This is a genomic window from Pannonibacter sp. I15F10I1, assembly GCF_900185665.1.
Classification (GTDB): Bacteria; Pseudomonadota; Alphaproteobacteria; order Rhizobiales; family Stappiaceae; genus Pannonibacter; species Pannonibacter indicus.
The window spans coordinates 152,751-178,879 of record NZ_FYAN01000004.1; the positions used below are offsets into that span (position 1 = coordinate 152,751).

Annotated in this window: 17 protein-coding genes; 9 read left to right on the top strand and 8 right to left on the bottom strand. The window is 63.0% G+C overall.

The genetic code is table 11. The features are described from left to right. Position 1: 1 nt before the first annotated feature. The 4 genes from IF10I1_RS03725 to IF10I1_RS03740 all read right to left on the bottom strand — a co-directional run bounded on the left by IF10I1_RS03725 (position 2) and on the right by IF10I1_RS03740 (position 6,968). Positions 2-1,786, bottom strand: coding sequence for an ABC transporter ATP-binding protein (locus IF10I1_RS03725; RefSeq protein ID WP_208977561.1), 1,785 nt, complete (start codon positions 1,784-1,786; stop codon positions 2-4). Continuing rightward, positions 1,783-3,561, bottom strand: coding sequence for an ABC transporter ATP-binding protein (locus IF10I1_RS03730; protein ID WP_186391232.1), 1,779 nt, complete (start codon positions 3,559-3,561; stop codon positions 1,783-1,785). Before IF10I1_RS03730 ends, IF10I1_RS03725 begins: the two co-directional genes overlap by 4 nt. Then, positions 3,558-4,754, bottom strand: a complete 1,197-nt coding sequence (locus IF10I1_RS03735) for an MFS transporter (protein ID WP_186415633.1) — start codon at positions 4,752-4,754, stop codon at positions 3,558-3,560. Before IF10I1_RS03735 ends, IF10I1_RS03730 begins: the two co-directional genes overlap by 4 nt. Positions 4,755-4,841: 87 nt before the next feature. Further along, positions 4,842-6,968: a TonB-dependent receptor gene (locus IF10I1_RS03740; RefSeq protein ID WP_186391234.1), complete on the bottom strand. Its 2,127-nt coding sequence runs from the start codon at positions 6,966-6,968 to the stop codon at positions 4,842-4,844. On the opposite strand from IF10I1_RS03740, the gene IF10I1_RS03745 reads away from it, so the two are divergent. The 3 genes from IF10I1_RS03745 to IF10I1_RS03755 all read left to right on the top strand — a co-directional run bounded on the left by IF10I1_RS03745 (position 6,969) and on the right by IF10I1_RS03755 (position 12,421). Continuing rightward, positions 6,969-8,039, top strand: a complete 1,071-nt coding sequence (locus tag IF10I1_RS03745) for an AraC family transcriptional regulator (protein ID WP_208977560.1) — start codon at positions 6,969-6,971, stop codon at positions 8,037-8,039. 202 nt (positions 8,040-8,241) lie between these two features. Next, positions 8,242-10,350 carry a 3-hydroxyacyl-CoA dehydrogenase NAD-binding domain-containing protein gene (locus IF10I1_RS03750; RefSeq protein ID WP_186424366.1) on the top strand — a complete coding sequence of 703 codons (2,109 nt, stop codon included), beginning with the start codon at positions 8,242-8,244 and terminating at the stop codon, positions 10,348-10,350. An 859-nt stretch (positions 10,351-11,209) separates the two neighbouring features. Beyond that, entirely contained in the window at positions 11,210-12,421 is a 1,212-nt protein-coding gene (locus IF10I1_RS03755; RefSeq protein WP_058899168.1) for an alanine racemase, read from the top strand. 66 nt (positions 12,422-12,487) lie between these two features. On the opposite strand, the gene IF10I1_RS03760 is transcribed toward IF10I1_RS03755, so the two are convergent. Continuing rightward, on the bottom strand, positions 12,488-12,985 hold the full coding sequence (locus IF10I1_RS03760) for a MarR family winged helix-turn-helix transcriptional regulator (RefSeq protein WP_197717518.1): 498 nt from the start codon (positions 12,983-12,985) through the stop codon (positions 12,488-12,490). Positions 12,986-13,161: 176 nt separating this feature from the next. Between IF10I1_RS03760 and IF10I1_RS03765 the strand changes: the two genes are divergently transcribed. Then, positions 13,162-14,721, top strand: coding sequence for an MDR family MFS transporter (locus IF10I1_RS03765; protein WP_208977559.1), 1,560 nt, complete (start codon positions 13,162-13,164; stop codon positions 14,719-14,721). Positions 14,722-14,798: 77 nt separating this feature from the next. On the opposite strand, the gene IF10I1_RS03770 is transcribed toward IF10I1_RS03765, so the two are convergent. The 3 genes from IF10I1_RS03770 to IF10I1_RS03780 all read right to left on the bottom strand — a co-directional run bounded on the left by IF10I1_RS03770 (position 14,799) and on the right by IF10I1_RS03780 (position 20,464). Further along, positions 14,799-17,984, bottom strand: a complete 3,186-nt coding sequence (locus IF10I1_RS03770) for an efflux RND transporter permease subunit (protein WP_186391237.1) — start codon at positions 17,982-17,984, stop codon at positions 14,799-14,801. A 157-nt stretch (positions 17,985-18,141) separates the two neighbouring features. Continuing rightward, positions 18,142-19,332 carry an efflux RND transporter periplasmic adaptor subunit gene (locus tag IF10I1_RS03775; protein WP_186391238.1) on the bottom strand — a complete coding sequence of 397 codons (1,191 nt, stop codon included), beginning with the start codon at positions 19,330-19,332 and terminating at the stop codon, positions 18,142-18,144. A gap of 220 nt (positions 19,333-19,552) precedes the next feature. Then, entirely contained in the window at positions 19,553-20,464 is a 912-nt protein-coding gene (locus IF10I1_RS03780) for a LysR family transcriptional regulator (protein WP_186391239.1), read from the bottom strand. Between the two features lie 276 nt (positions 20,465-20,740). On the opposite strand from IF10I1_RS03780, the gene IF10I1_RS03785 reads away from it, so the two are divergent. Genes IF10I1_RS03785 through IF10I1_RS03805 form a run of 5 tightly spaced genes read left to right on the top strand, consistent with a single transcriptional unit; the run spans position 20,741 to position 26,129 of the window. Next, on the top strand, positions 20,741-22,024 hold the full coding sequence (locus tag IF10I1_RS03785) for a TRAP transporter large permease (protein ID WP_186391240.1): 1,284 nt from the start codon (positions 20,741-20,743) through the stop codon (positions 22,022-22,024). Positions 22,025-22,050: 26 nt separating this feature from the next. Then, positions 22,051-23,022 carry a TRAP transporter substrate-binding protein gene (locus IF10I1_RS03790; RefSeq protein ID WP_186391241.1) on the top strand — a complete coding sequence of 324 codons (972 nt, stop codon included), beginning with the start codon at positions 22,051-22,053 and terminating at the stop codon, positions 23,020-23,022. 29 nt (positions 23,023-23,051) lie between these two features. Next, on the top strand, positions 23,052-23,591 hold the full coding sequence (locus IF10I1_RS03795) for a TRAP transporter small permease (protein WP_186391242.1): 540 nt from the start codon (positions 23,052-23,054) through the stop codon (positions 23,589-23,591). Beyond that, positions 23,588-24,787: a M20 aminoacylase family protein gene (locus tag IF10I1_RS03800; protein WP_186391243.1), complete on the top strand. Its 1,200-nt coding sequence runs from the start codon at positions 23,588-23,590 to the stop codon at positions 24,785-24,787. Before IF10I1_RS03795 ends, IF10I1_RS03800 begins: the two co-directional genes overlap by 4 nt. After that, positions 24,774-26,129 (top strand): MmgE/PrpD family protein, encoded by a 1,356-nt coding sequence (locus IF10I1_RS03805; protein ID WP_186391244.1) that lies wholly within the window; start codon positions 24,774-24,776, stop codon positions 26,127-26,129. The genes IF10I1_RS03800 and IF10I1_RS03805 overlap by 14 nt, the downstream gene beginning before the upstream one ends.

The window sequence follows — 26,129 nt, forward strand, 5'->3', positions numbered from 1 at the left end:
ATCAGGACGCAGCCCAGGATTTCTCCCTGGCTTGAGCGTGCCAAAGACCATGGTAGGCCCCGCGCGATGCCAGAAGCGCGTCATGCGTGCCCCTTTCGGCCAGTCGTCCGTGCTTGAGCACCAGAATTTCATGTGCATGCCGTAGCGTGTGCAGACGGTGGGCGATGACAAGCGTGGTGCGTCCCCTCATCAGCCATTCGAGCGCAGTCTGCACCGCCTGTTCGCTTTCCGGATCAAGCGCCGCCGTTGCCTCATCCAGAATGAGAAGCGGTGCATCCTTGAGAATGGCACGGGCGATGGAGAGGCGCTGACGCTCCCCGCCGGACAGAGAATGGCCGCCATCGCCAAGCCGCGTCTCCCAGCCCTCCGGCAGGCGGGCAATGAAGTCCAGGCACTGCGCCGCCCCGGCCGCCCGCTCCACCTCGGCGCGCGAGGCCGAGGGGCGGGCCATGGCGATGTTATCGTAAAGCGAAAGGCCGAAGACATGCACATCCTGAAACACCACGGAGACAAGCCGGTTTAGCGCTTCGGGCGGCATGTGGCGCAGATCCGTGCCGCCGATGGCGATGCTACCGGACTGCGGATCAGCGTGCCTCTGCAGGAGGCGGGCAACCGTCGACTTGCCGGAGCCGGAATGGCCTGCCAGAGCCGTCACTGTCCCTTCCGGAAAATCCGCCGTGAACTCTGCCAGTGCCGGGTTGCCGCCAGTCTGATAGCGGAAAGTGACGTTGCGAAATGATACATCATGGCCCTGCGGCATCAGGTGCGGCTGTAATTGCGGCAGGGGCGGCGCGTTGAGAATGTCCTCCGCCTGCCGGAGCGCGCTGTCCATGATGGACAGCAGAACCGTGTAGCTGACAGCATCCCCCATGGGACCGGAAAACCGCGCCAGCATGACGGAAACCGCAGCCAGCACCGCAACCTGCTCCATCCCGCCGCCGCTCATAAATGTACCCGCCCACAGAAGCGCCAGGCACGCCGTTTCTATCACAGCAACGGTCACGGCATTTGGCCCGCCAACCTTGCGCCTATGCTCAAGCTGCAATGTCTCAAGATTGGCTAGTTCCCTGCGCAAGGCCGCCGCCTTTTCGCCTTCGCAGCGGCAGGTACGCAGAACTTGAAGGCCCTGCATGTATTCGGAAATCCCGGCGCTGACCCGCCTTTGGGCCGCCGCGAGCACATCACGCGCTTGCCCCAGCGCTGGCGACTGCCACCGGTAGAGCAGAAACAGCGCCGGAAAGCAGATGAACAGCACAAGCCCCAGCCTGACATCATACAGGCAAACACAAAGAAACGCGGCGGCAGGTGTCACGAGGGCAGATGCCAAGAGATTGGCCGCAGTCAGTGCCAGACCAAGCGCATCATCCACATCCCCCAGCAGCGTGGCATGCATCTCTCCGCTGCGCCGGTCCGCGACCCGCAGCAGCGGCATACGCCGCAGCTGTGCTCCGATGCGAAGGCGCAAGTCATGGACGGCAGCCGTCATGTGGCCATCGAAATCAAAGGCCTGGGCCTGCCACCGCAGCAAGGCGGCCGCCAGCATCAGGACGCTCATTCCGCCGGTCCACCGGGCCGCAGCGTAGGCGTCCTGACTGGCCAGCAGCGCGCTGAAAGCCGGCAACAGGCAGGCGAAGGCAAGCCCTTGCATCAATGCTGCCAGCACCATTCCCGCAAGGCTGCGGCGCAGACGCGGCGCATTGACACCTGCATGGTCCATGAGTTTGCGGAAGGTCAGCAGCACACCGCTCCGCTGTGCGGGGCTCAGCTTTGTATCATCCCCGGTCACAGCGCCCTGGCTCCTTGCGGGAAATTCATCTGGCTGCGCCACATCCGGGCATATCCCCCCTGCGCGGCCATCAGCTGATCATGGCTGCCGCATTCGGTCAGCCTGCCGCCTTCCATAAACAGGATCTGATCCGCATGACGGATCGATTGCAGCCTGTGAGCTGCAATAATCAGTGTCTTCCGGCCGCGCACAGCCGCAAGTGCGGCGATCAGCGCTTCCTCGGTTTCCGCATCGGCATAGGCGGTTGCCTCGTCCAAAACAAGAACAGGCCTCTCCTGCAGCAGCGCCCGGGCGATGGCTGCCCGTTGGCGCTGCCCGCCGGAAAGGCTCGCTCCCCGCTCCCCTACGGGTGTTGCATAGCCCTGCGGCAGGCTCATTGCGAAATCATGGAATTGCGCCAGCCGGGCCGCGGCCTTCATCTCATCCTGCGGAACGTCGCCCATGCCCAGACAGATGTTGCTAGCGATCGTGCCGGAGAACAGGTGATTGTCCTGAAACACTATCGAAATCTGCCCCGCAAGAACGTCCTGACCCATGTCCCGCAGATCCACGCCACCGATCGTGATCGCTCCGGAAGAGACATCATCAAACCGACAGAGAAGACGCATGAGCGTTGTCTTGCCGCTGCCGGAGCGCCCGGCGAGAGCTGTTACCGTGCCAGGCGCGGCCGAAAAACTGACCCGGTCCAGAACCCGCTCCCCCCTGCTGCCGAAGAAACTGGCCTCCCGCACCTCGACCCCGGCCCCGACCGGACTGCGCGCAGCCGCAGGCGTCGGATGCTGCAGCTGCGGCAGCGCCAGCACGTCGCCGATGCGAGCCATGCCGAGGCGCGCCTTGTTGACCATGTGGTTGAGCATCATCATCGGCATCACGGCTTCCGCCATGCCGGATCCTGTCAGCAGCACAGCCAGCCAGCGAGGCATGACGAGCAGTCCATACGCCTGAAGCAGCACGCCAGCACCCAGCAGAACGATCAGCGTCGGCAGAGGATTGAGTGCTGCGAGGGAAAAGCGCGCCGAAAAGCCGGCCTCCCGGTACCAACGGCTGACCACCTCCAGATGCCGGTCCAGCGCGGCCTGATACCGGCCGAAACTGGCGCTGCCGCCATCGAAGGTACGCACGACGGGCATGGCCTGCACGAATTCAGTGATCGCCAGCGTCACCTCCTCCCGCGCCGCGTTATAAAGCCCTGTCATCTGCCGGTAGTCACGCATGGCATAGGCCATGATGCCAAGCCCGGCTGCCAGGACCAGCAGCGCTGCCAGAGCCAGACGCCAATCCAGCACGAACAACAGCACCAGCGTCAACGGCGGCAACAGATAGGCACGAGCGGCAAGCGGAATGCTGTCAGCCACAAGAATATGCAGCTCCTTGACGTCCTCATGAATGACCTTGGCAAGCGCAGCATTTCCGAAGCGGTTGACCACGCCCAGCGGGACATGTGCCAGATGGGCAATCAGGTTCTCACGCAACAGCCGCTCCAGACGGAAAGCCGCTTTGTGAGACAGATCAAAGGATTGCAGCCGCAACAGGAAGCCCCCCGCCAAAAATACCGCTGCGCCCGCAAAGGCCCACTGCACCGGACCACCCCCCGCCAGGATGAAGGCATCGGCCAGCATTTGCCCCGCCAGCAAAGCGAGCGCCAGCGCAACAAACCCCAGACTGACAAGGCTCAGAAAACCGCTCAAGACGGAGAGCAGGATGGCACCGGCCAGCCCCCGCTGCACGGGTCTCAGAATGGAGATCAGGTCTCCTGCGCCGCGAAACAGATTCATGCCCGGCTCGCGGCCTGTTCTGGCAGCTGGTGCCTGAAGGAAAGGAGCGCGGCACAAACCGCAGCGATGGCACCGGCAGCGACGGCGCCGCCATATCCGGTCATGGGCACGAGCGCCGCACCAGCCGACATCATCATGATGGACACCAGCTGGTTGAGGCTGGACTGCAGCGTGTAGTCCGTTGCCGGGCTTCCGGCCGAAGCATAGTCCATCATGAGAATGGCCAGAACGGTGCTTGCCGGATTGTAACAGCAGAAGAACAGGATGACTGCGGCACCGCCTGCGATCTCACCCGTGTAACCTGCCGCTGGAATGGCAAGCGCCAGCACTCCGGCAACCTGCACGACCGCCGCACCCGTCAGCAGGCGTCTGCGGCTGACATGCCCGGCCAGCCAGCCCGTCGCCAGCGCCGCAGCAATTCCGGCGAGGGACCCGAAGGTGTTGGCGAGGAGCCCGATCCGCTCCAGCGGCCAGCCGGCATCGACCAGAAGCGGTGTCATAATGCCGTAAGCAATACCATTACCTACGGGGAAGAGCACCAGAAGCCCCAGCCACCCGCCCTTGCCCGGCTGCCGCCAGAAACGTCCGGCCCGCAGGAAAAGCGCACCAACAGACAGGTGCGAACGGGGCCAGAGCGGTTCCCGGAAGAACAGCAACTGCACAACGGGTAAGGCCGTGGCAGCAGCGAGCGCCAGCAGGCAGCCACGCCAGCCGAGATGCGGGTAGGCCATGAGCATGGCGCCGCCACCCAGCAGATTGCCGATGAGTCCGCCCGCCATCTGCACCCCATTGGCAAGGCCGCGCCTTGCGGGTGGCAACAGACGGCAGGCCAGACCATCAATGGCGACATCCTGCGTAGCAGACGAGAGCGCGACAAGGAAACAAAGTCCGAAGACCAGGCCAAAATCGGCACCCGGATCAAGCTGTCCGATGCTTACGAGCAGAATGACAACCAGTGACTGGCAGAGAAGCAGCCAGACCCGGTAATGCCCCGGGCGCCCGAAGGAAATCCGGTCGATCAATGGGGCCCAGAGCGGCTTCAGAGGCCAGACAAGGCCCAGCAGATAGACCAGGCCAACCGTCCCGATCGGAACATTCTGTTCTCTCAGGATCGCGGTGAGCGTAACGAGGAAAAATCCAAGGCTGAGGAATTGGGTGGTGTAGAGCGTGCTCATCAGAAGCCATACGCGCATACCTATACTCTGATCTTCCCCGGTCAGATCCGCATGGATGAGGCCGGGCGCAGAGCTGACCGAAGAATTCATGGATATCAGCTCCGGTCAAAACTTGTGTGTGAAGCCGGCGAAGACCGACCGCCCCCGGGCGGCAGCGCCATAGGCCGTGCCTGAAGCCGATGCGAAATAGCCGTAGAGGTCATATTTCTGATCTAGAAGATTATCGCCCCGGACATAGAACTCCGTACCGCCATGAGTGAGCGCAGCGCGTGCGTCCAGTTTGTGGTAGTCGCCCAGATCAAGGCTGTTCTGCGGGTTCGCAGAGCGCTCGGCCATGTATCGGTAACTGATGCTGGTGTTGAGCTGCGGCGCCGTCAGCCCCAGGATGTCCGGCAGCTCCAGTGAATAGGAGGCATTGGCGTGGAAGCTCCACGGAGCAACGTCCGGCACAGTGTTGCCCGCCAGCACGTCACCATCACCAATGCCGAAGACACTCGTTTCGATCCGGGCGTCGATATAGGCAACACCTGCTGTCAGGGAAAGACCGCCGGCAGGGCTCCAGGTCGCTTCCAGTTCCGTGCCATAGCTGCGCGTCTTCGCATTGAGGGCACTCACCACGAAAGTGGCGCTGTCATAGGACAGAAGATGGTTATCCTTCACCCAGTTGGCAAAGGCTGTGCCGCTGACCGAGAAAAGCCCATCAGCGAAACTGGAATTGAACCCTGCCTCGATCGTGTTCAGCTTTGCTCCCCGGTAAGGGGTGCCATCAGCAACCTGCGCACCGAAGATATTAAACCCGCCAGGCGTGAAGCCCCTAGCATAGCGGGCATAGATTTCGGTTTCTGGCAGCAGTTGATAGGTCAGGCCAAGCTTCCCGGTCAGGGCATCCTCGCGAAGCTTGCGGCTATCCCGCTCCAGTGAGCCCGTACGGTAGTAGTCGGCGTCAAAATCCGTTTCGCTCCAGATATATCGTAGACCTGCATCCACCTTCAGCTTCTCGCCCACCGGAACAGTGACATTGCCATAGGCGCCAAGCCGGTCTGTGGTGAAGTCACGGAAGGAACTGCAAACCCGTCCATAGGCACAGGTGTCGAACGACCGGGCCGCATGTTCTCCAAACAGACCTACTGTCCATGGCATGCCGGCATCCGGCAACGACGAAAGCTGGAAATCCTGATTGACCACATGCTCCTCAGCCCGCTCACGGGTCCAGTAGATTGAAGGAGAGCCATACAAGGCGGTCATCAGGTTCTGATCGTAGACGAGAAGTTCGGTGGCCGACGACCCGGTGTAGGAGGTGGCAGAAGTGAACCGCGCACTGGAAAAATCATGCGTAGCCTTCAGCCCATAGCGGCTGGCGACCTTGTTCACCTTATCGAAGAAATGAGAGGGCAGATCGAGCGAAGGCCTCCCGGCATAGGGTTTCAGCATCAGCAGGGTTGGCGTTTCACGGCTGTCCTCCCGCTCTCCCGTCACCTGCACTGATGTGCCGTTGCCACCATCCCACAACAAGCTGCCACGCCCGGCGAGTTGCTGCGGGTTGCTCACGGGATCACCCGTCTGGCTGTTGCGGACCCAGTGATCAGACCCTGAGTAGCGCAAGGCAAGACGGCCGCTCAGGGTTTCGGTAATTCCTCCCCCTACTGCCCCTTCCACGAGACGCTGCAGATCCGTGCCAATTTCACTGGAAACATAGCCAGAGAATTCCTGCGAGGGCTTCCGTGTTTCAATAACGACCGTGCCGGCGGCACCTGCCGCAGCTCCGGCCGTACCTTGAGCCCCTTTCAAGATGCTGACGCTCTCAACATCCAGCGTACCCAGCCCCAAGTGCCGCGCGCTGACCGGACTGCCGTCCACAGACAGGGTGACCATGCTGTCATCAAGGCTCATGGGATACATGCCGCCGACACCGCGAATGGAAACCGATGTAAGATGATTGCCGCCCCAGGAATTGATCGAGACGCCCAGTGTTTCGGCCAGCACCTCTTCGATGGTCTCCAGGCGGCGTTGAACCAGTTCATCCCCGCTGATCTCAGGATTGCTGACTGAGGCCTGGTTGGTCGTGGTGATCACGATCCGGTCAAGCTGCGTGGTGCTCCCCTTTCCGGATCCGGCAGCACTCCCTGCGTTCTGCGCCGCCGCAGCACTGGGAAAAACCGCAGCAGCTGGCAGCAGCACCAGGAGAGAAAGAGCCTGCCAGGAGACAGACCGGAGGAATCGTTCAGTGCGCATTTGGATCTCTTGCATTACCCCGAGAAAAACCGGAGTATTTTTATCAAATATATTGACCCCGATCCGCCCGGATCGGATCAAAGATCACCCCGCAACACTCACATGCACCGGTTCATGCCCAACACACAGCCTCCTGCGCCGAACGGACACCGCACTCACGTCCCTGTTTCGGCTGCACTTTCCAAGCTTCATCCATCCGTCCCTGCTGGCTGCGGCAGTCTCCGGTGCCAAGTTCACAAGCTGCAGGATGGTGTTGAATTGATCCTCTGGCAGGGCATTTTCGAGCAAACCGTAGAGCTGCCGTTGATGGACGATGCCGACCGCATCTATTTCAGTTTCAGTTGCGGCATGAAGGGTGGAGCAAGCTGCATATTTGACGCCAGCAAGCCCGCAGAGCACGAGATCCGGGACAACAGCGGCACCATCCAGTACGGCCCGGGACGGCGGGGAATCTACCGGCAGAAGGGCAGCTTGCAGAACCTGTCGGTCGTGGTGCGGCCGGATGTGTTTTCAGGATGGGCTGCAGAGGTTGATCCGGGCCTGTCGCACATCCTGCGGTCCGGCGGTTTTCTGGACGGGCACCGCAGCGGAGAATTGCTCGCCGCGGCCCATGCGCTTGCCGAAGCTCTGCGCGGGACCGGGGCAGACGGCACCACGGGACGCCATCCACTTTGGCTGCAGGCACAGAGCACATTGCTTGTTGGTCTTTTTCTGGAAGCGCGCGGACGGCCCGCGGACCCCAGGCTGCCGGAGGCGGCCCGGCACAAACTGCTTCAGGTCCGTGACAGGCTTCTGGCTGACCTGAGCCTGCCACCTGTTCTGTCGTGCCTTGCCCGGGAAGCAGGCCTCAGTGTCCCGACGCTGACGCGCGGCTTCCGGCGGCTTTTCGGCACAAGCCCCTATGAGCTCTTCCAGCAGGAGCGCATGCAGGCGGCACGCCTGCGGCTCATGCGCGGTGACGGATCGGTTTCTGCTGTTGCGGCAGATCTGGGCTATACCAACATCAGCCATTTCGCGTCCGCCTTCAGAAAACAGTTCGGCATCACACCCGGCGCCTTCAAACGGCAGTAAATCCGGACTGACCAGAAACCGGGATCCGGCAGCGGGATGACCGCGGGCCTTTCGGAAAAGGCCAGTTCATGATTAGCCCCTGCAACAGGCGGAGCACCGAACACCCCATCGCTTTCGGCAGCATCCCCCCTCTGGCTGGTTGAACTTGCGGCGCCGGTCATGCAAGTTGCGCCGGCATGCGGAGAGAGAACAGAGGGGCGCAATGACCACTCCCGTTTCATATGAAGTTCAGGACGGCATTGCCGTGATCACCATCGCCAACCCGCCGGTCAACGCGCTGTCGCAGGCGGTGCGGGCCGGGCTGCTGGAGGCGGTGGCGCGGCTGGCGGCGGATGACAATGCCGTTGCCGGCGTCATCACCGGCGCGGGCCGCATCTTCGTCGGCGGTGCCGACATCACCGAATTCGGCAAGACGCCGCAGCCCCCCTATCTGCCGGATGTGATCAATGCCATCGAGGACAGCGCCAAGCCCGTTGCAGCAGCCCTTAATGGCGCTGCCATCGGCGGCGGCTGCGAAGTCGGCCTCGGCGCCCATCTGCGCATTGCTTCTGAGACGGCCAGGGTCAGCCTGCCGGAAGTGACGCTGGGCCTGATGCCCGGCGCTGGCGGCACCCAGCGCCTGCCGCGCCTTGCGGGCGTGGAAGCCGCCCTCGACATCATCACCACCGCACGTCAGGTGAGCGCTGCCGAAGCGCTGTCCCTCGGCATTGTGGATGCCGTGGTGCCTGCGGCTGACCTGCTGTCAGCGGCAAAGGACAAGGTCCGCGCCGTGGCAGAAGGCTCTGCCGGCCGCCCCGTAGCCTCCGGCCTGCGCCCCCGTCCTGTTGCAGAAACTTCCGTCTTCGAGGCTGCCCGCAAGAAGGTGCGCGCCCGCAACCGTGGCGAGGTCTCGCATCTGGCCGCTATCGACGCGGTGGAAGATGCCACCCGCATGGACCGGACGGAGGGCCTCGCCGCCGAGCGCAAGCGCTTCCTTGACTTGATGCAGACACCCCAACGCGCCGCCCTCATCCACGCCTTTTTTGCCGAGCGCAAGGCCGCGCAGGTGAAGGAAATCGCCGGGCTGACCCCGCCGCCCTATGCCTCCACCGGTGTCATCGGCGGCGGCACGATGGGCGCAGGCATTGCCACCGCAGCGCTTCTGGCCGGTCTGCCCGTCACCCTGATCGAGCGCGAGGAGGCTTTTGCCGACAAGGCACGCGCGACCATCGCCCGCAATCTCGACGGCGCCGTCGCCCGCGGCAAGTTGAGCGCCGAGCAGCGCGATGAGATCCTCAGCGTCAAGCTGACAACCGCCACCACCTATGAGGCGCTGGCACAGGCCGACATCATCATCGAGGCGGTGTTCGAAAGCCTTGAGGTGAAGACGGACGTGTTCCGCAAGCTGGACGCCATCGCCAAGCCGGGCGCAACGCTGGCCACCAACACCTCCTATCTGGATGTGAATGCCATCGCTGCCGTCACCTCGCGCCCGCAGGACGTGATCGGCCTTCACTTCTTCTCCCCCGCCCATGTGATGCGGCTGCTGGAGATCGTGGTGGCGGAAAAGACCGCTCCAGCCCATGTCGCCCGTGCCTTCGATCTGGCCCGCAAGCTCGGCAAGACCGGCGTTTATTCCGGCATCTGCGACGGCTTCATCGGCAACCGGCTGATGATGCAGTACCGGCTTGCCTCCGACTACACAATGATGGACGGGGCCAGCCCCTACGAGATCGATGCCGCGCTGACGGACTTCGGCTTTGCCATGGGGCCGTTCCAGGTTTCGGATCTGGCGGGCATCGACATCGGCTATGCCTCCCGCCAGCGCCGCGCGCCCACCCGCCCGCCGGAAGAGCGGGTGGTGACCTTTGCGGACGGGCTCTATCACCGGGGCTGGCTCGGCCAGAAGACCGGGCGCGGCTTCTACATCTATGATGAACAGAGCCCCAAGGGCCGCCCGGACCCGGAAATCCTCGCCCTGCTGGAGGAGGCCCGCAAGGAGGCCGGCATCACCCCGCGCAGCTTCACGGCGGACGAGATCCAGCGCCGCTACATGGCGGCGATGATCAACGAGGCCGCCCGCGTGCTGGAAGAGGGCATCGCCCGCCGGGCATCGGACATCGACACGGTGCTGCTCACCGGCTACGGCTTCCCCCGCTGGCGCGGCGGCCCGCTGCATTATGCCGATACGGTGGGCATTGCCTCGGTGCTGGACGACATCAACCGCCTCTCGGCAGACGACGCCTACTTTTGGCGCCCCGCCCCCCTGATCGTCCGCCTCGCCGCCGAGGGCAAGACCTTCGCGGATCTGGATGCCGGAGAGGCAGGCTAATCCTCGCTTAGCCTGCCCCTGCGGCTCTCGCGCTGCTGGGGAGACGGCATGCAGGCAGATAGAGTGCTTGAAGCCGGAAACAGCTTGGGGAACGCCCACAGTCTGGTCATTCTGGTGCGGCGTATCAGCCCCCCTCCCCTTGGTGGCTACCGGTTTCACACATCAGGTTCGGAAACTGCCCGCAATGAGGCGTTTGCTTTTCGGGAGGACGCCTGCCGCCCCCTCCCCCTGGTGGGGAGGGGTAAGGGGTGGGGGGCTCTGAGCCGAAAACTATATGAAAGACAGATAGATGCCTGGAGCGACATCAAGAAGAACGGCTGTCCGGAACCAATGGACACTCTGCCAGACTGAAATGCTTTCCCCCCACCCCTAACCCCTCCCCACGAGGGGGAGGGGGGCTGAAACGCCGTGCCGGAATAACCAGACCACACCCTCTCCGGCTCAAAGCACGATGTGTGCATGCAGTAACCCTCGTGGGGAGGGGGGCGGAAAGGCTCTGCCACAGATCAGATGCATCACCGCGGGCGGCGTCAAAGCCTAACGCGTTAATCCAGAAGCCCCGCCTCGAAGGAGAGGACTTCGCACCTGGCTGGCTATCCGGATCAAACCCCACTCTTGCGGACAAAATGCTTCTGCAGATTCCCGTAAAAATGGCTGGCATCGGAAGGGCAAGGCGGTCTATCACAGGCTGAAAACCAGCCGGTGGCCCCTCAAGCCCCTCCCCCGCGCCCTGCCGCCCGTCAAGGCCATGCCTATCGCACCCAGTTCCGGGTGAAGGCAGCCTTGCAAGCGCCATAAGATGCGGAGCCAGCCAGAGGAACATCCACAGGACGGCACGCAACCCCGAGGGGCTTCATCCATGTTTCTTCCTGCCCATGTCCGCCAGTCCATCGCAAAGCTTGGCGCGGACAAGACCAATGGCCGCAGCTTCTTCGTCTATGACCTCACGGTCATGAAGGCCAAGATTGCCGCCCTCAAGGCCGCGCTGCCGCAGGAAGTCGGCATCTTCTATGCGATGAAGGCCAACCCGAACGGCTCGTTCCTCAAGGCGGCTCTGGCGGCGGATGTGGCAGGCGTCGAAATCGCCAGCATTGGCGAGGGCCGCAAGGCGCTGGAGGCGGGCTTTGCGCCGAAGCAGATCGTCTTCACCGGCCCCGGCAAGTCGCCGGAAGAGCTGGAATGGGCGGTCTCGACCGGCATCAAGCTGGTGCATGTGGAATCGCTGACCGAGGCGCACCGGCTGGAGCAGATCTGCGCCCGCCAAGGCGTGACGCAGGAGATCCTCGTCCGGGTCAACCCCAACTTCCATGTGCATGATGCGCAGGCCAGCTTCTCCGGCGACAGCTCCAAGTTCGGCATCGATCAGGAACTCTATTTCGGCCAGCTGCCGCAGATCGCCGCCCTGCCCCATCTCGCCTTCCGGGGCCTGCATGTCTATTCCGCCTCCGGCGTGCTGCAGCTGGATGATCTTCTGGAAAACTGCCGCCGTGTGTTCGAGCTGGCCAAGGAAACCGAAGCCCGCGTGCCCGGCCTCAAATGCAGCACCATCGACTTCGGCGGCGGCTTCGGCATCGATTATCTGGAAACCGGCCGCGGCTTCCAGCCGGAAGCCTATGCGGCGCGCCTGACGGCGCTGATCGCGGAACACGGCTTTGCCGGACGCCACTTCGTGCTGGAACTGGGGCGTTATCTCACAGCCGACAGCGGCTGGTACTGCACCGAGATCGTCGACATCAAGACCAGCGTCGGCATGAAGCAGATCGTCTGCCAGGGCGGCTCACACCATTTCCGCCGCCCCATCGCGCTGAAAATCAATCATCCGGTGGACGTGGTGCGCATGGATGCCCCCGCCGTGTTCGATGGCCAGCAGTCGGTGCGCAATGAAACCGCCTTCATTGGCGGCGCCCTGTGCAATTCCGCCGACAAGCTGACGGCAACCCCCGTGCATCTGGAAGCGGCCGATATCGGCGATCTCTTCGTCGTCGGGCTCGCAGGCGCCTATGGCTATTCCATGAGCCATCTCGACTTCCTGTCTCACCCGCGTCCGCTGGAAATCGTCATCGCAGAATAACGCATCCTCCGCGCCGCCCCGGCCCTGTGCCGGGGCCTGTCAGGGGGCGGCGGCCTGCAAGCCTGCTCAGCCGGCATCCCCCGGCAGGCGCGAGCGCTCTTCCAGTCCCGTGACAAAACGGTCGAGCAGAATGGCGAACCTGTCGAGATCCTCCGCGCTCCAGTCTGCGGTGATGTCGCGGATGAAGCCCTGCTTCACCCGGTCGGCAACGCGGAAATACTCGTGGGCGCGCTCCGTCAACTCCACGACGCTGCGGCGCGCATCCTCCTGCGACACAGTCCGGCGCAACAGGCCGCGCTGCACCAGATCCGCCACCAGCCGGCTGCTGCGGGAGGGGTCCACCCGGATGAATTCGGCAATCGCCCCGACCGTCACCTCGCCGTCCGGCGCGCGGCGGCGCACGGCGTCGATGACATCCAGATGGGTCAGCTCCAGCCCCGGCTCGGTCTGCTGCAGGGCGATGCGGCCAATGATGCGGCGGCCGATCATCATGCGCATGCGGCCGAGACTTGCGGAAATCAGCGCGAAATCCTCTTCCTGCCGTCCGCGGTCCTGATCTGCCATCTGCTCCGTCATCCCCTGCCTGTATCGATCCCAAAACCAGCATAATCCCGCTGCGTGCACTTGTCACTTATTTGACATTGACACATATATGCGAAAAGCACATATTTTCGCAATCATTCGCCCGAGGGACTGCGGGGTTTTCCGCAAGGGGCAGAATCTCTGGACGCGCCATTGCCATGAACAAACATCTTACGGAGCCGGCAGAGCTTGAAGCCGGTGCGGCTGCATCAGCGGCTCTTCCCCACACCACCCCGCCTGAAAGACCACCCCACCCGCGCAGGATCATCATTTTCCTGTTCCTGCTGATGGGCGTCTTCATGGCGACGCTGGACAACCAGATCGTCGCCACGGCCCTGCCGACCATCGTCGGCGAATTTGGCCAGATCGAGCGGTTCGGCTGGGTGGCATCCGCCTATCTTCTCGCCTCCAGCGCCGTGATGCCGGTCTATGGCAAGCTGGGTGATCTGTTCGGGCGCAAATACGTGATGCTGGCCGCCATCGCCATCTTCACCATTGGCTCGCTCACCTGTGACCTTGCCGTCTCCATGAACACGCTGATTGCCGCGCGCGTGCTGCAGGCCCTTGGCGGGGGCGGCATCATGGTGACGATCTTCTCGATCAACGCCGACCTCTTCGCCCCGCGCGAGCGGGCCCGCTACCAGAGCTATTCCAGCCTCGTGCTGATGCTCTCCGGTGCCATCGGCCCGGTGCTGGGCGGCACCATGAGCGATCTGTTCGGCTGGCGCTCGATCTTTTTCATCAACCTGCCGGTCGGCATCATCGTCCTCACCGCCCTTGCGATCATGCTGCCCTACAAGCGGCCGGACCGGAAGCCGAAGATCGACTATCCGGGCGCCATCCTGGCCGCCATGGTAACGGGCAGCATCGTGTTGTGGGCCGATGGCTCGGAACTGTTCGGCGGGCTTCTGTCGCCCACCGCCCTTGCGGTTCTCGGCACCGGCATGCTGGCCCTCGTTGCCCTCATCCTGGTGGAAAGGCGCGCGCCGGAACCGGTGCTGCCGCTCTCGCTCTTCCGCAACCGCCAGATCTGCCTGCTCCTGACCATCTCGGCGGCAAGCGGCGCCATCGGCATTGGTCTGGTCACCTATTATGCGCTCTACCTGCAGTCGGGCCTTGGCCTCAGCCCTTCGGCTGCCGGCGTATTCTTCATTCCGTTGACAGCCGGCATCGCCATCGGCTCGCTTTCCGCCGGGAGGCTGATGTCCGCTTCGGGCAACTACAAGATCTTCTCCGTGCTCTCGACGCTGACCGGGGTCATCATGCTTCTGGCCTACAGCTTCACCGGCAGCAACACCCCCACCATCCTGCTGGGGCTCATCATGCTGGCGCAGGGCATCGGTGTCGGCATCGGCCAGCAGGTGCCCGTGCTGGGCGTGCAGAATGCGGCAGACAGGCGGGACGTGGGCGCGGCCACCGGCAGCGTCACCCTCACCCGCATCGGCGGCGCCTCCATCGGCATCTCGATCTATGGCGCAATCCTCTCCGCAGGCCTCGGCCGCCACATGGGCGAGGTGCCGGGTGTCGAGCATCTGGAAAAACTGTCGCCTGCACAGACAGCGGCCCTGCCGGACACCGCAAGGCACCTGCTTGGAAGCATCTACCAGTCCGCCTTCCATCCGCTGTTCCTGACAGCCGCCCTCATCGCCGCAGTTGGTCTCGTTGCCGCCCTCGCCTTACGCAACATCCGCCTGCCGGTGGGGGATGCCAAGGGCTGAACCAGTCCGAAACACACAAGCAAAAGCCCCCGCCAGAGGATCACTGGCGGGGGCTTTTTTATCTTTACGGAGTGATCTTACTCGCCGGGCGTCATCCGCGTCGCGCCGTCACGCGCATCTCTCATTTCCCGTTCCAGACGGCTTTCCTGTTCCGCCTGCGGCTTGATGAAGCGGCCGAGCAGGAGATAGGCAACCGGGGTCAGATAGAGGGTGGAGAAGGTCGCAAGACCAAGGCCGCCGACGATGATCCAGCCCAGGGCGATGCGGGCCTCGGCCCCGGCGCCGGAGGCGAGAACCAGCGGCACGCCGCCGACGATGGTGCAGAGCATGGTCATCATCACCGGCCGCAGGCGGATGTTGGCCGCATTCTCCACCGCCTCGCGCACCCCAAGGCCCTTGTCCCGCAGCTGGTTGGCAAATTCCACCACCAGAATGCCGTTCTTGGCCATGATGCCCACAAGGAGCACAAGGCCGATCTGGCTGTAGACATTGAGCGAAGTGCCGCTGAAGGCCATGGCATAGACCGCGCAGGCCAGCCCCAGCGGCACGGTGAACATGATGATCAGCGCGCTGATGAAGCTTTCAAACTGCGCCGCCAGAACCAGAAGGATGATCAGCAGGGCAAAGCCGAAGGTGCGGGCCATGCTGGCCGACTGCTCGCCCAGTGTTGCGGCTTCCGCCAGCGGCACGATGCGCCCGCCCGGCGGCAGCAGCGGCGCAGCAATCTCCTGTGCCACCTTGTAGGCATCACCCAGCGCAAAATCCGGGGCAAGGCTGGAGGTAATCGCCACGGAACGCAATTGCTGCTCCCGGTCCAGCTGCGGCGGCACGGCCTTTTCGGTCAGCGTCGCAATGGTGGACACCGGCACGAAACGCCCGTCGCCGGTGCGCAGGAACACGTTCTCAAGATCCGTCGGGTCGTTGATCGGGTTGGTGGTGGAAACAAACTTCACATCGAAGCTGCGGTCTTCGATGAAGACCTGCCCGACGCGGCGTCCATCCAGCATCGCCTGCATGGCATTGCCAAGGCCGTTGATGTCGATGCCGAGATCGGACGCCCGTTCCCGGTCGATGGAAACGGAAAGCTGCGGCTGGGTTGCCTCGGTGGACAGGCGCGGCTGGGTGAAGCGGGGATCCTTTTCCAGCTCCGCAACGATCTTTGCAGCGCTCTCCCCAAGTGCCGCATAATTGCTGCCGGCCACGGCAAACTGAAGGCCTGAGCCCGCCCCGCGAATGCCAAGGCTGTTCGGCTGGAACACAAAGGCCCGCACGCCCGGCACATCCCGCACCAGCCGCGACACATCGGCAACGATCTCCTGCTGCGAGCGCGTGCGTGCCTCCCAGGGCGCCAGACGCATCACCATGAAGCCGTTGTTGGACCGTCCGCCCTGCCCTGCGACAGAGAAGGTGCTGGTGATTTCACCACTGTCGCGCAGCGGCTGGATCAGCTCCTCGACGCGCGTCATCTGTTCCGCAAGATAGTCAAGACTCACGCCCTGCGGGGCCGAAATCCGCATGAAAGCCATGGACCTATCCTCGGAAGGCGTCAGCTCGGACTTGATGGTGCCAAACAGAACCACCGCCGACATGGCGAAAAGCAGCGATACGGCAAGCACCACCATGGGCGCATCAAGGCAGGCTCTCAGGGTCCGCCGGTAGAGACCTGCCAGACCGCTATAGGCCTGTCTGGCCGGGACAGCTGCCTGCGGTGCTCCGGCATCGTCCTGTGCCTCTGTTTCGAGGATGACCGTCTCGTCCGCCCCCATATTGGCGACCTTGCCTTTGAGCAGGCGGGATGCCAGCATCGGGCAGAGCGACAGCGCCACCACAGACGACAGCAGCACCGCAATCGCCAGCACAAAGCCGAACTCCCGGAACAGGCCACCGGTCTGTCCGGGCAGGAAGGACAGCGGCACGAAGACAGCCGCCAGCGTTGCCGTCGTCGCGATCACGGCAAAGAACACCTCGTCCGTGCCCAGAACGGCGGCCGCCCGTGGCCCCATGCCCTGGTTGCGGCGGCGCACGATGTTTTCCAGCACCACGATGGCGTCATCCACCACGAGGCCCGTCGCCAGAACCAGCGCCAGCAGGGTGAGGATGTTGATGGAGAAACCGGCCAGATAGATCGCCGCCAGCGTGCCGATCAGGGCCACCGGCATGGTCACCGCCGGAATAAGCGTTGCCCGCCAGTCCCGCAGGAAGAGGAAGATGATCAGCAGCACCACGCTGACGGAAATCATCAGCGCAATCTCCACCTCATGGATGGAGCCGGTGATGAAGGTCGCATCATCGCTGGTGACTTCGATCTTGGTACCTTCCGGCAGGGTCTGCTGGATTCGTGCGGCAGCAGCTGCGACACCCTGCGAGATTTCCAGGGTATTGGACTGGGCCGCGCGAATGATGCCAAGGCCAATGCCGGACTTGCCATTGGCCCTGAGCTGGGACTGGCCGATATCCGGCCCCAGCGTAACCGTGGCGAAATCCCCCAGGCGGGCCCGGCGGTTCAGGATGATGCTCTCAAACGCTTCCGGCGTATCGATGGCGGCACTCGCCCGCACGATCAGATCCTGCGTCTGGCTGGTCAGCGAGCCGGCCGGCGTATCGAAGGCCATCGTGGACAGGGCCGAAGCCACGTCACCAACCGTCAGGTTGAGGCTGGCCATTCGTGCCTGATCGATATCGATGCGGAAGATCTTTTCCCGGTCGCCGGACACCTGCACATCGGCCACACCGGGCACGGCGGACAGAACGTCTGCGACCTCGTCTTCCACCAGTACCGTCATATCCTCGACGGACATGCTGTCGGAGGTCAGCGCCAGACGCACCACGGGCTGGGCGTTGGAGTCAGCCTTGATGATACGGGCAGCGTCGGCATCCTCGGGCAGGTTGTTGGTGATGCGGCCCAGCGCATCGCGCATGTCCGCCGCTGCCGCATCCAGATTGACGTTGGCATAGAACTCGACCGTCACACGGCTTTCACCGTAGGAGGACGAGGACGAGATCGACTTGACGCCGGAAACCCGCGACACCGCGCCCTCAATGACGCCAGTGACCTCCCGGTCGATGGTTTCGGCAGAAGCGGAGTTGTAAGTAGTGCGGATGGAGATGACCGGCTGGTCCACATCCGGCAGTTCGCGCACTTCCACGCCAAAGAAGGCGGCAAGGCCCGCGACGACGATCAGCATGTTCATCACGAAAGCCAGCACGGGGCGGCGGACGAACAGGGCGGTGAAGCTGCGGTCAGGCTTATGGCTGGAGCTCATCTTGGCCTCGTTCCGATATCCCGGGCAGCCCGCCGCATCAGGCGGTGCGGACTGCGGGAAGGATTGTCCTCAAAGGCAGGACCGCGGCGCCACACCATTTGGGGCACCAATGCGGTCATGCGCGGCAGCGGCCGGCCCTATCCGGCCGCGCGGGCTCTCAGGAACCGCTCGGCGCGGCGGCGGGCTGAGCTGTCTTGTCGCCTCCAGCTCGCGGCAATTGGCGGCCGGCGATGTTCAACGGCGCGCCTTCACGGGCCAGATGCAGCCCTTCCGTCACCACCTCGTCGCCAGGCTTCAGCTCGGCCTCCACAAGCACGTTGCGGGTGTTGCGCTGGATGATGCGCACCGGCGTGCGCTTTGCCTTGCCGTCCTGCACCGCCCAGACAAAGGCGCCATCCGCGCCCCACTGAACAGCCAGCGGATCAACCGCAGTGAAAATCTCGCCGGGGAACCGCATTTCCACCTGGAAGGACATGCCCGGCCGCAGCCGGTCGCCGTCGTTCCGGATCGTGGCCTGCACCTGCAGGGTCCGGCTTTCGGTTTCGACCCGGTTGTCCACGGCGCTCACTTCACCGTTGTAATATTCCCCCGGGCGGGCAACGGACACGGCTCTCAGAGGAGCACCGACGGCAATCCCGGCGAAGCGCTCAGGAACCCAGAAATCGACCAGCAGTTCGGAACGGTCTTCGACGGTGGCAATCACCGAGGACGAAGTGACATAGTTGCCATCCGTGATCGGCAGGATGCCGACGATGCCGTCGATGGGGCTTTCAACTGACCGGCGCGACAGGGCCAGCCGCGCCTCGCGCAGAACCAGCCGTGCATTGTCTGCCGCCAGTTCCGCATCGGTCACCTGCACGTCGCTGGCCGAGTTGGACTGGCGCAGCTGCCGGGTGCGGTTCAGCCGCGCTTCGGCATCCTTGAGCGCAATCTCGGCACGTTCGGCGGCAATTTCCTGCGCATCCGCATCCAGCTTGGCGATGATGTCACCCCGCTTCACAACGGCACCGGATCTGACCAGAATTTCCGTCATGCGGCCGGATTCAAACGGGCGCACCTCGACGGACCGGACTGCACGGCCCGTGCCGATGGCGGAGAGGCGGTCGTTGATCGTCTGCTGCGTGACCTGTGCCACATTGACGATGCCCTGCGGCCCGCGGCCACCCTGACCTGCTCCCTGGCCGCCGCCCTGCCCGCCCCCGGATGCCGGGGGTGTGGAGGCAGCTGCGAGCCAGCCAAGACCGGCAGGCGCCAGAATTTCACCTGCACCGGGATAGAACCTGGCCCAGAGGCCAAGACCAGCAACAATGATGACAAGGCTTAGAAGCGATTGTCTCCAAAGCGACACATGAAACTCCAGTTCAAATTTTCCGTTCGGCCGCCAAGCTCAAACCGGTCACGCCTGTAACATGCGAGATGTAGCGTGAACATTACATCGGGAAACATCAAAATTTTTTGACCCCTTTGCCAGCGGAAATTTGCAGCAAAGCTGGTCAATCTGGCGGCACAGGACGGCAAACCCCGGAAAATTTGTACCAGAGTGTATCAGGCAGCTCATTCCCTCCCGGTCATCGCGCTGCGCGCTGACCATATGCCTTGAAAGCCCGCCCAAGCGCGTCCTTGAACACACCAGCACTTCTGCGCGAAGGACTTCGGGAGAGTTCGAGCGTCACGAGCTCTATCTCGATGCGCTTCTCCAGAGGAATGACCGCCAGCCGCCCGCGGCCAAAGTCATGGGCGGTGATCTCGTCCGTCACGCTGCACCAGCCGGTGCTGGCCACGAGCCCGATGGCAAAGGACGGCGACATCGCCGACAAAACGCGTGACGGCACAGCACCAGCGGCCTCGAAGGCCTTGTGAACCAGTCCACCGATAGGCGCTTTAGGATTGGGCATCACACAGGGAAACCCGTCGAATGCCCGCAGATCGACCGTCTTGCGGTCCGCGAGCGGGTGAGACTTCGGCATGACCGCCACAAGCGTAGTCCGGCCAACATGATCCTGCCGCAAATCCGGACTGCCGGCGACAGGTGCCCCCACCGTGATGTCCGCCATGCCGCCGCGCAAGGCCATGAGCTGGGCGGCAGCACCGCCACCATCAACGGAAATGGCCAGATCAGGCATCTTTTGCTGCAAGCTGCCGACAGCCTCCGGGATCAGCGAGATGCACAGCGTGTTGGCCCCTATGATACGCAAGGAATCGGATGTACCGCGCTGCAACGCTTCAACGCTGCGCTCCAGCATCGCAACACGCTCAAAAAGTCCGCTGGTTTCCGCATAGAGCCGCTGGGCTTCCCAGGTAGGCTCGATGCGGCCCGCCACATTCGAAAACAGCGAAACCTTCAGCTCATCTTCGAAAACAGCAAGATGCCTGCTGACCGTTGGCTGGGACAGGTTCATTTTCCGAGCAGCTGCGCCAATGCCCGCAAGTTCATAGACCGTACGGAAGATCTGCAATCTGTGAAGATTGATCGCTTTCATGATCTCCTCTCAGCTTTCCCGGGGCAACAGGACACAGATTCAACGACTTATTCTTGAGCAGTTCGCACAAGATTTTTGCATATGCGAGATACAGCCGGAACTCAGGCAAAAATGCTCGCATCCATCGCAAGCGAGACTGCATCTTTCTCATACCAGAAATTAAAATAATAGTTTTAATTCAGTTTAAGGCATAGCTCGAAGCTATGAATCAAGAATAATTTTCGTATTGAAACGATGGGGCTGGAGTGATCCCCTGGAGCGACAAGGAGTCCCCCGATGCCGCTAGTCCCCGTTCTGTTCCTGATCATCTCGCTCATGGCGGGCAGCGCCATTGCCTATTTCGTCGGAAGCGCGACGATCATCGGATTCTTCGCCCTGGGAGAAACGCGCTACCTCGCAGCCCTTCCTCAGCGGGTAATGGGACAGCTTGACGTCTTTGCATTCCTCGCCATGCCGCTCTTCATCCTGACGGGGGAACTGATGAACCGTGGCGGCGTCACCGAAGCGCTGATCCGTTTCTCCATGTCCATGCTCGGCCGGTTCAAGGGCGGCCTCGGCCATGTGAACATTCTCACCTCCGTGTTCTTTGCAGGTGTGTCAGGCTCGGCAACCGCAGATGCGGCAGCGCTTGGCAACACGCTGGTGCCGGAGATGGAGAAGGCAGGCTACACACGCGATTATGCCGCTGCGGTGACGGCAGCCTCTTCTATCATCGGCCCGATCATTCCGCCGTCGATCATCCTGATCTTCTACGGCGCACTGATGGGTACATCCGTTGTGGCCTTGTTTGCCGCCGGCGTGGTACCGGGCCTGCTGCTGGCTGCAGTACTGATGGTGGTCAACGCCTATCTCGCCCACAAGCATGACCACCCGGGTGGCCGGGGCTCTGCAATCCCGGCATTCTTCCCTTCACTCTTTGCCGCACTTCCCGCGCTGACGCTGCCTGTCATCATCCTCAGCGGCATCCTGTTCGGCTTCATGACACCGGCCGAAGCCGCAGGCGTTGCCGTGGTGGCCGCCTTTATCGTCGGCCTCATTTACCGCCGCCTGACGCCGAAGGACGTGATCGAGTCGCTGGTGCGGACCATCACGCTCTCCGGCGCGGTGTTCATCATCCTCGTGGCCATCGCCACCTTCGGTTATCTGACCTCTATCGAACAGATGCCGCAAAAGCTGGGCGCGGCCATTGGCAACATGGGCCTCACCGCAACGGGCTACCTCGTGGTGCTCAATATCATCTTTCTGCTCGCCGGAATGGTGATGGATGTGAAAGCGGCGGTTGCATTGCTCGGGCCGCTGCTGATCCCTCCGGCGATCGCTCTCGGCGTTGATCCGGTGCACATGGGCATCCTCGTCGGCTTCAACCTGACGGTTGGCCTGCTGACCCCACCGCTCGGGGGCGTGCTGCTGATCCTCTCCACGGTGGTGAACATCGGATACTGGCGGCTCGTTCGCGCCGTAATGCCCTTCCTCCTGGTCGAGCTGATCCTGCTCGCCGTCCTGATCTATGTCCCCGCGCTCAGCCTCGCCCTGCCCCGCTATCTCGGGCTCATCAACTGACAAGAACTTCAGAAAGAGGAACAGACATGCTGAAAAGACTGATTGCCAGCACCCTTGCAGGCGCCTTCATGGCCGGCACCGCCCTTGCCGCAGACAAGGTTGTCATCGCCTTCGCCGGACAGGAAGACCTGAAGAACGACGCCGAATACGTCTTCATCCACGCTTTCAGCGAGAGCCTCAAGGAGCACGGCATCAAGACCGTCGTGCACCCGGCCAACACCATGGGCAAGGAGGAAGACCGGCTCGACCAGGTGTCGCAGGGCCTCATCAACGTCAACGTTGGTAATGTCAGCATGCTGTTCAAGGCATCCGACTTTTCGCGCACCCTGTTCCTGCTCTTCATCATGGCCGATGACGACCAGTTTGATGCGGTAATGGAAAAGTCTGGCGCCATGGACCGCGTGAACGAGGAAGCGGCAAGCATCGGCATCCGCATTCCCGGCTACGCCATGCGCGGCGGCACGCTTGGCCTCTTCAATACACAGAAGCCGGTTACGAAGCTGGAGGACGTGAAGGACATGCGCCTGCGTGCCCAGAACGGCGACCAGATCAAGTTCTTCGAGTCCTGGGGCGCCAAGGGCACCGTGGTCAGCTGGGCAGAGACCCCTCAGGCGCTTCAGACGGGCGTTGCCGTTGGCCACATCAACCCGCCATCGACGGTGGTGGCTGCCGGTCAAGTGGACCTGCTGAAGTACTACACCCCGCTTGAGGCAGGCCCGGTGCCGAAGGTGATCATGTTCTCCGACGACTGGTACCAGTCCCTTGATGACGAAACGCGCGGCTATGTGGATGAAGCGGCTCGCAAGGGCATTGCCGCCAACCGCGCCTGGGCCAAGGAGCAGGCAGCCTATTTCGAGAAGGTGATCGCCGATGGCGGCATCCAGATCACCCCGCTGGAGCCGGGCGAGCGCGACAAGTTCATTGCGGCCACCAAGGGTATCTGGGCCCAGACAGTGCCGCAGGACTACATCGACGTCCTCAGCCCCTACCTGCAGTAATCCCTGATCCCCCGTATGGAGCAGAAGGCATGAAGCACTTTACAAACATCCTTGGCCGGATCAGCGACGGGCTGGACCGGCTCATGCGGGGGACGGCAGTACTGTTCCTGCTGATCATGGTAGCGGCCATCTGCCTTCAGGTGGTCGCCCGTTACGGCTTTTCCTCTCCGCCAGCATGGACGGAAGAGGCCGCACGCTACGCCATGGTCTGGGTCGGCCTTCTGGGGGCGACCGTCGCCTTCAAGGCGAAATTCGATCCCACATTGATGACGGTGCCCGCGCATTTGCCGCGAGCCATGCAACTGGCAGCAGGTGCCGTGCGGGCACTCAGCGTATTCATCTTCCTTGCTCCGGTGCTCTGGTTCAGCTTCTTCGGCCCTGGCATGTCGACCACCCGCTCGTTCCTGTCCCGCAGCCTTCAGACAACGGCAGAGACCTTCCCGCTGCCGTCCATTTTCATCAGCATCACGGTGCCGCTCTTCATCATCGTCATCTTTATCCATGGCCTCGCCCGCATGGCAGAAGAACTGACCCGGCCGCACCGCGCAGACAATCAGGCACAGTCATGAAATTCACCAGCGCCGAGGCCATTGCCGCCGACACCCTTTTCCTCGAAAAGCTGACCTGCATCCGCCGCGATATCCATCAGCATCCGGAAACGGCTTTCGAGGAAGTGCGCACCAGCGATCTTGTCGCTGCAGCGCTGACGGAGCTTGGCATCCCCATCCACAGGGGGCTCGGCAAGACGGGCGTTGTCGGCACCTTGCAGGGCAAACGCCCCGGCCAGCGGCGCATCGGCCTCAGGGCTGACATGGATGCGCTGTTCATTCACGAAACAACTGGCCTGCCCTATGCCTCGAAGATTGACGGCAAGATGCATGCCTGCGGCCACGACGGGCACACCACCATGCTTCTGGGAGCCGCCGGGAAGCTGGCAGCTGATCCGGATTTTGCAGGCACGGTGCATTTCATCTTCCAGCCTGCCGAGGAAGGCCTTGGCGGTGGCCGCGTGATGATCGAGGACGGTCTGTTCGGCCTGTTCCCCTGCGATGCCGTCTATGGCGTTCACAATGCCCCCAAGTCGCCGCTGGGCAAGGTGGAAACCCGCCCCGGCGCCTTGATGGCAGCTGGCGACACGTGGGAAGTGATCTTCAAGGGCACCGGCGGCCATGGCGCGATGCCGCATATGGCAACCGATGCCACCGTTGCCGCAGGGCACTTCATCTCCGGTCTTTCCAGCATCATCTCGCGCAATGTTCCCTCAAACGAGCGGGCAGTCATCAGCGTCGGGCATATCCATGCGGGCGACTACAACAGCCCCAACATCATCCCGTCGCGTGTCATCGTCCGGGGCACAGCGCGCAGCTATATCCCCGCAGTGCGCGACACGCTGGAACGCAGGCTTGGAGAACTGGCCTCGGGCTGCGCAGCGGCGCAGGGCGTCGAAGCACATCTGATCTACACCCGCCGCTATCCGCCGCTGGTCAATGCTCCCGCCCAGACGGAGCTTGCCGTGCGCGCCGCAGCAGCCACCTCCGGCGCAGAGAATGTGGACGCAGACTGCGCGCCTCTCGGCGGCAGCGAGGACTTCTCCTTCATGCTGGAGAAGGTGCCGGGCGCCTATGTCATGATTGGCAATGGCGATGGGGAAAATTCCCATTTCGTCCACACGCCGGGCTATGATTTCAACGACGCGCTGATCCCCTACGGGGTCGCCTACTGGATGAACATCGTAGCGCTGGAACTGGGTGATGCAGCAGACTGAAAGCAAACCGGTGATGGTCCTGAGCCGCTGGGCCGCAGGTGTGACGCCTGCGGACACGGGCGGCCTGATGCCACGGGCAGCCGAGGCCTTTGCCGATACGCTCGCCTGCATGCACGCCGGCTGCGAGGATGCTGCCGTTCTGGCCGTCCTCACCGCCGCCCGCGCCGCAGAGGGGCCTGGCCGGGCGCCCGTCTACGGACATGACGTGACTCTGAGCCCGGCAGGTGCCGCGCTGGTCAATGCCACCGCCGCCCACGCGCTGGACTATGACGACAACTTCGCGCCCGGCATCACCCATGCCAGTGCCGTTCTGGTGCCTGCCCTCTCGGCTCTTTGCTCCATCCGGACCATCAGCGGAGCAAGGCTGCTAAGCGCCTATGCGGTGGGGCTGGAACTGCACGCCCGCATTTCCTCCGCCGTCAACCCGGACCATTACGGCAAAGGCTGGCACGCCACCTCCACCGTCGGCACCATTGGCACAGCAGGCGCGGCCGCGTGGCTGCTGGGACTGGATGCGGACGGCATCGCCCGCGCCATGAGTCTCGGCTTTAGTCAGGCCGCCGGTTCCAAACTGCAGTTCGGCAGCGATGCCAAGCCTCTGCATGCAGGTCTGGCCGCCAGAGCCGCGGTCCTTTCCGCACTGCTTGCGGAAGCCGGGCTTGGCGCGCAGCCGGAGTTCATGACCGGCCCCTGGGGCTTCGTCAGCCTCTACGGCGGCACAGCGCCCATGAACCTCGGCGATCTGGGCACCCGCTGGGCGCTCGCCGCCGATGGCCTGATGGTCAAGCGCTTCCCCTGCTGCGCCGCCGCCCACAAAGCACTCGATGCAGCGGAAATCCTCCATCAGCAAGGAATACGGCCGGATCAGATAGCTCAGATTGACGTGCATATGCCGGAACTGCTTGCCCGCAATCTGCGCTATGACGTGCCCGTCACCGGCGCAGAGGGGCGCTTCAGCCTCAGCTACCCCATGGTCGTGATGCTGACGGACGGGAATCTGACCCTGCGCCATTTTTCCGGCGAAGGCTTTACCACCGCCCCTTATGCCGGCCTGATGCAGAAGATCTGCCGCATTCCCTTTGATCCGGGCAGTGCAGGCGTGCATGCCCCCTACCGGATCGAGACCGGTCTCACCTCCGGCAAGACCATCAGCCTGATCCGCGACCAGCTCTGCGGCGCAGGCGATCTGCCTCTGTCTGAAGCGCAGATGGATGCAAAAATCCGCGACTGTCTCGCCTTTAGTAGGAGGCAGAATGCAGCAGGCCTGTTCACCCGGATCGCAGGGCTTGCCGGTTCGGCTGACGCGGGAGCCCTGCTGTCTCCGGAAGCATCCGGCTCATAA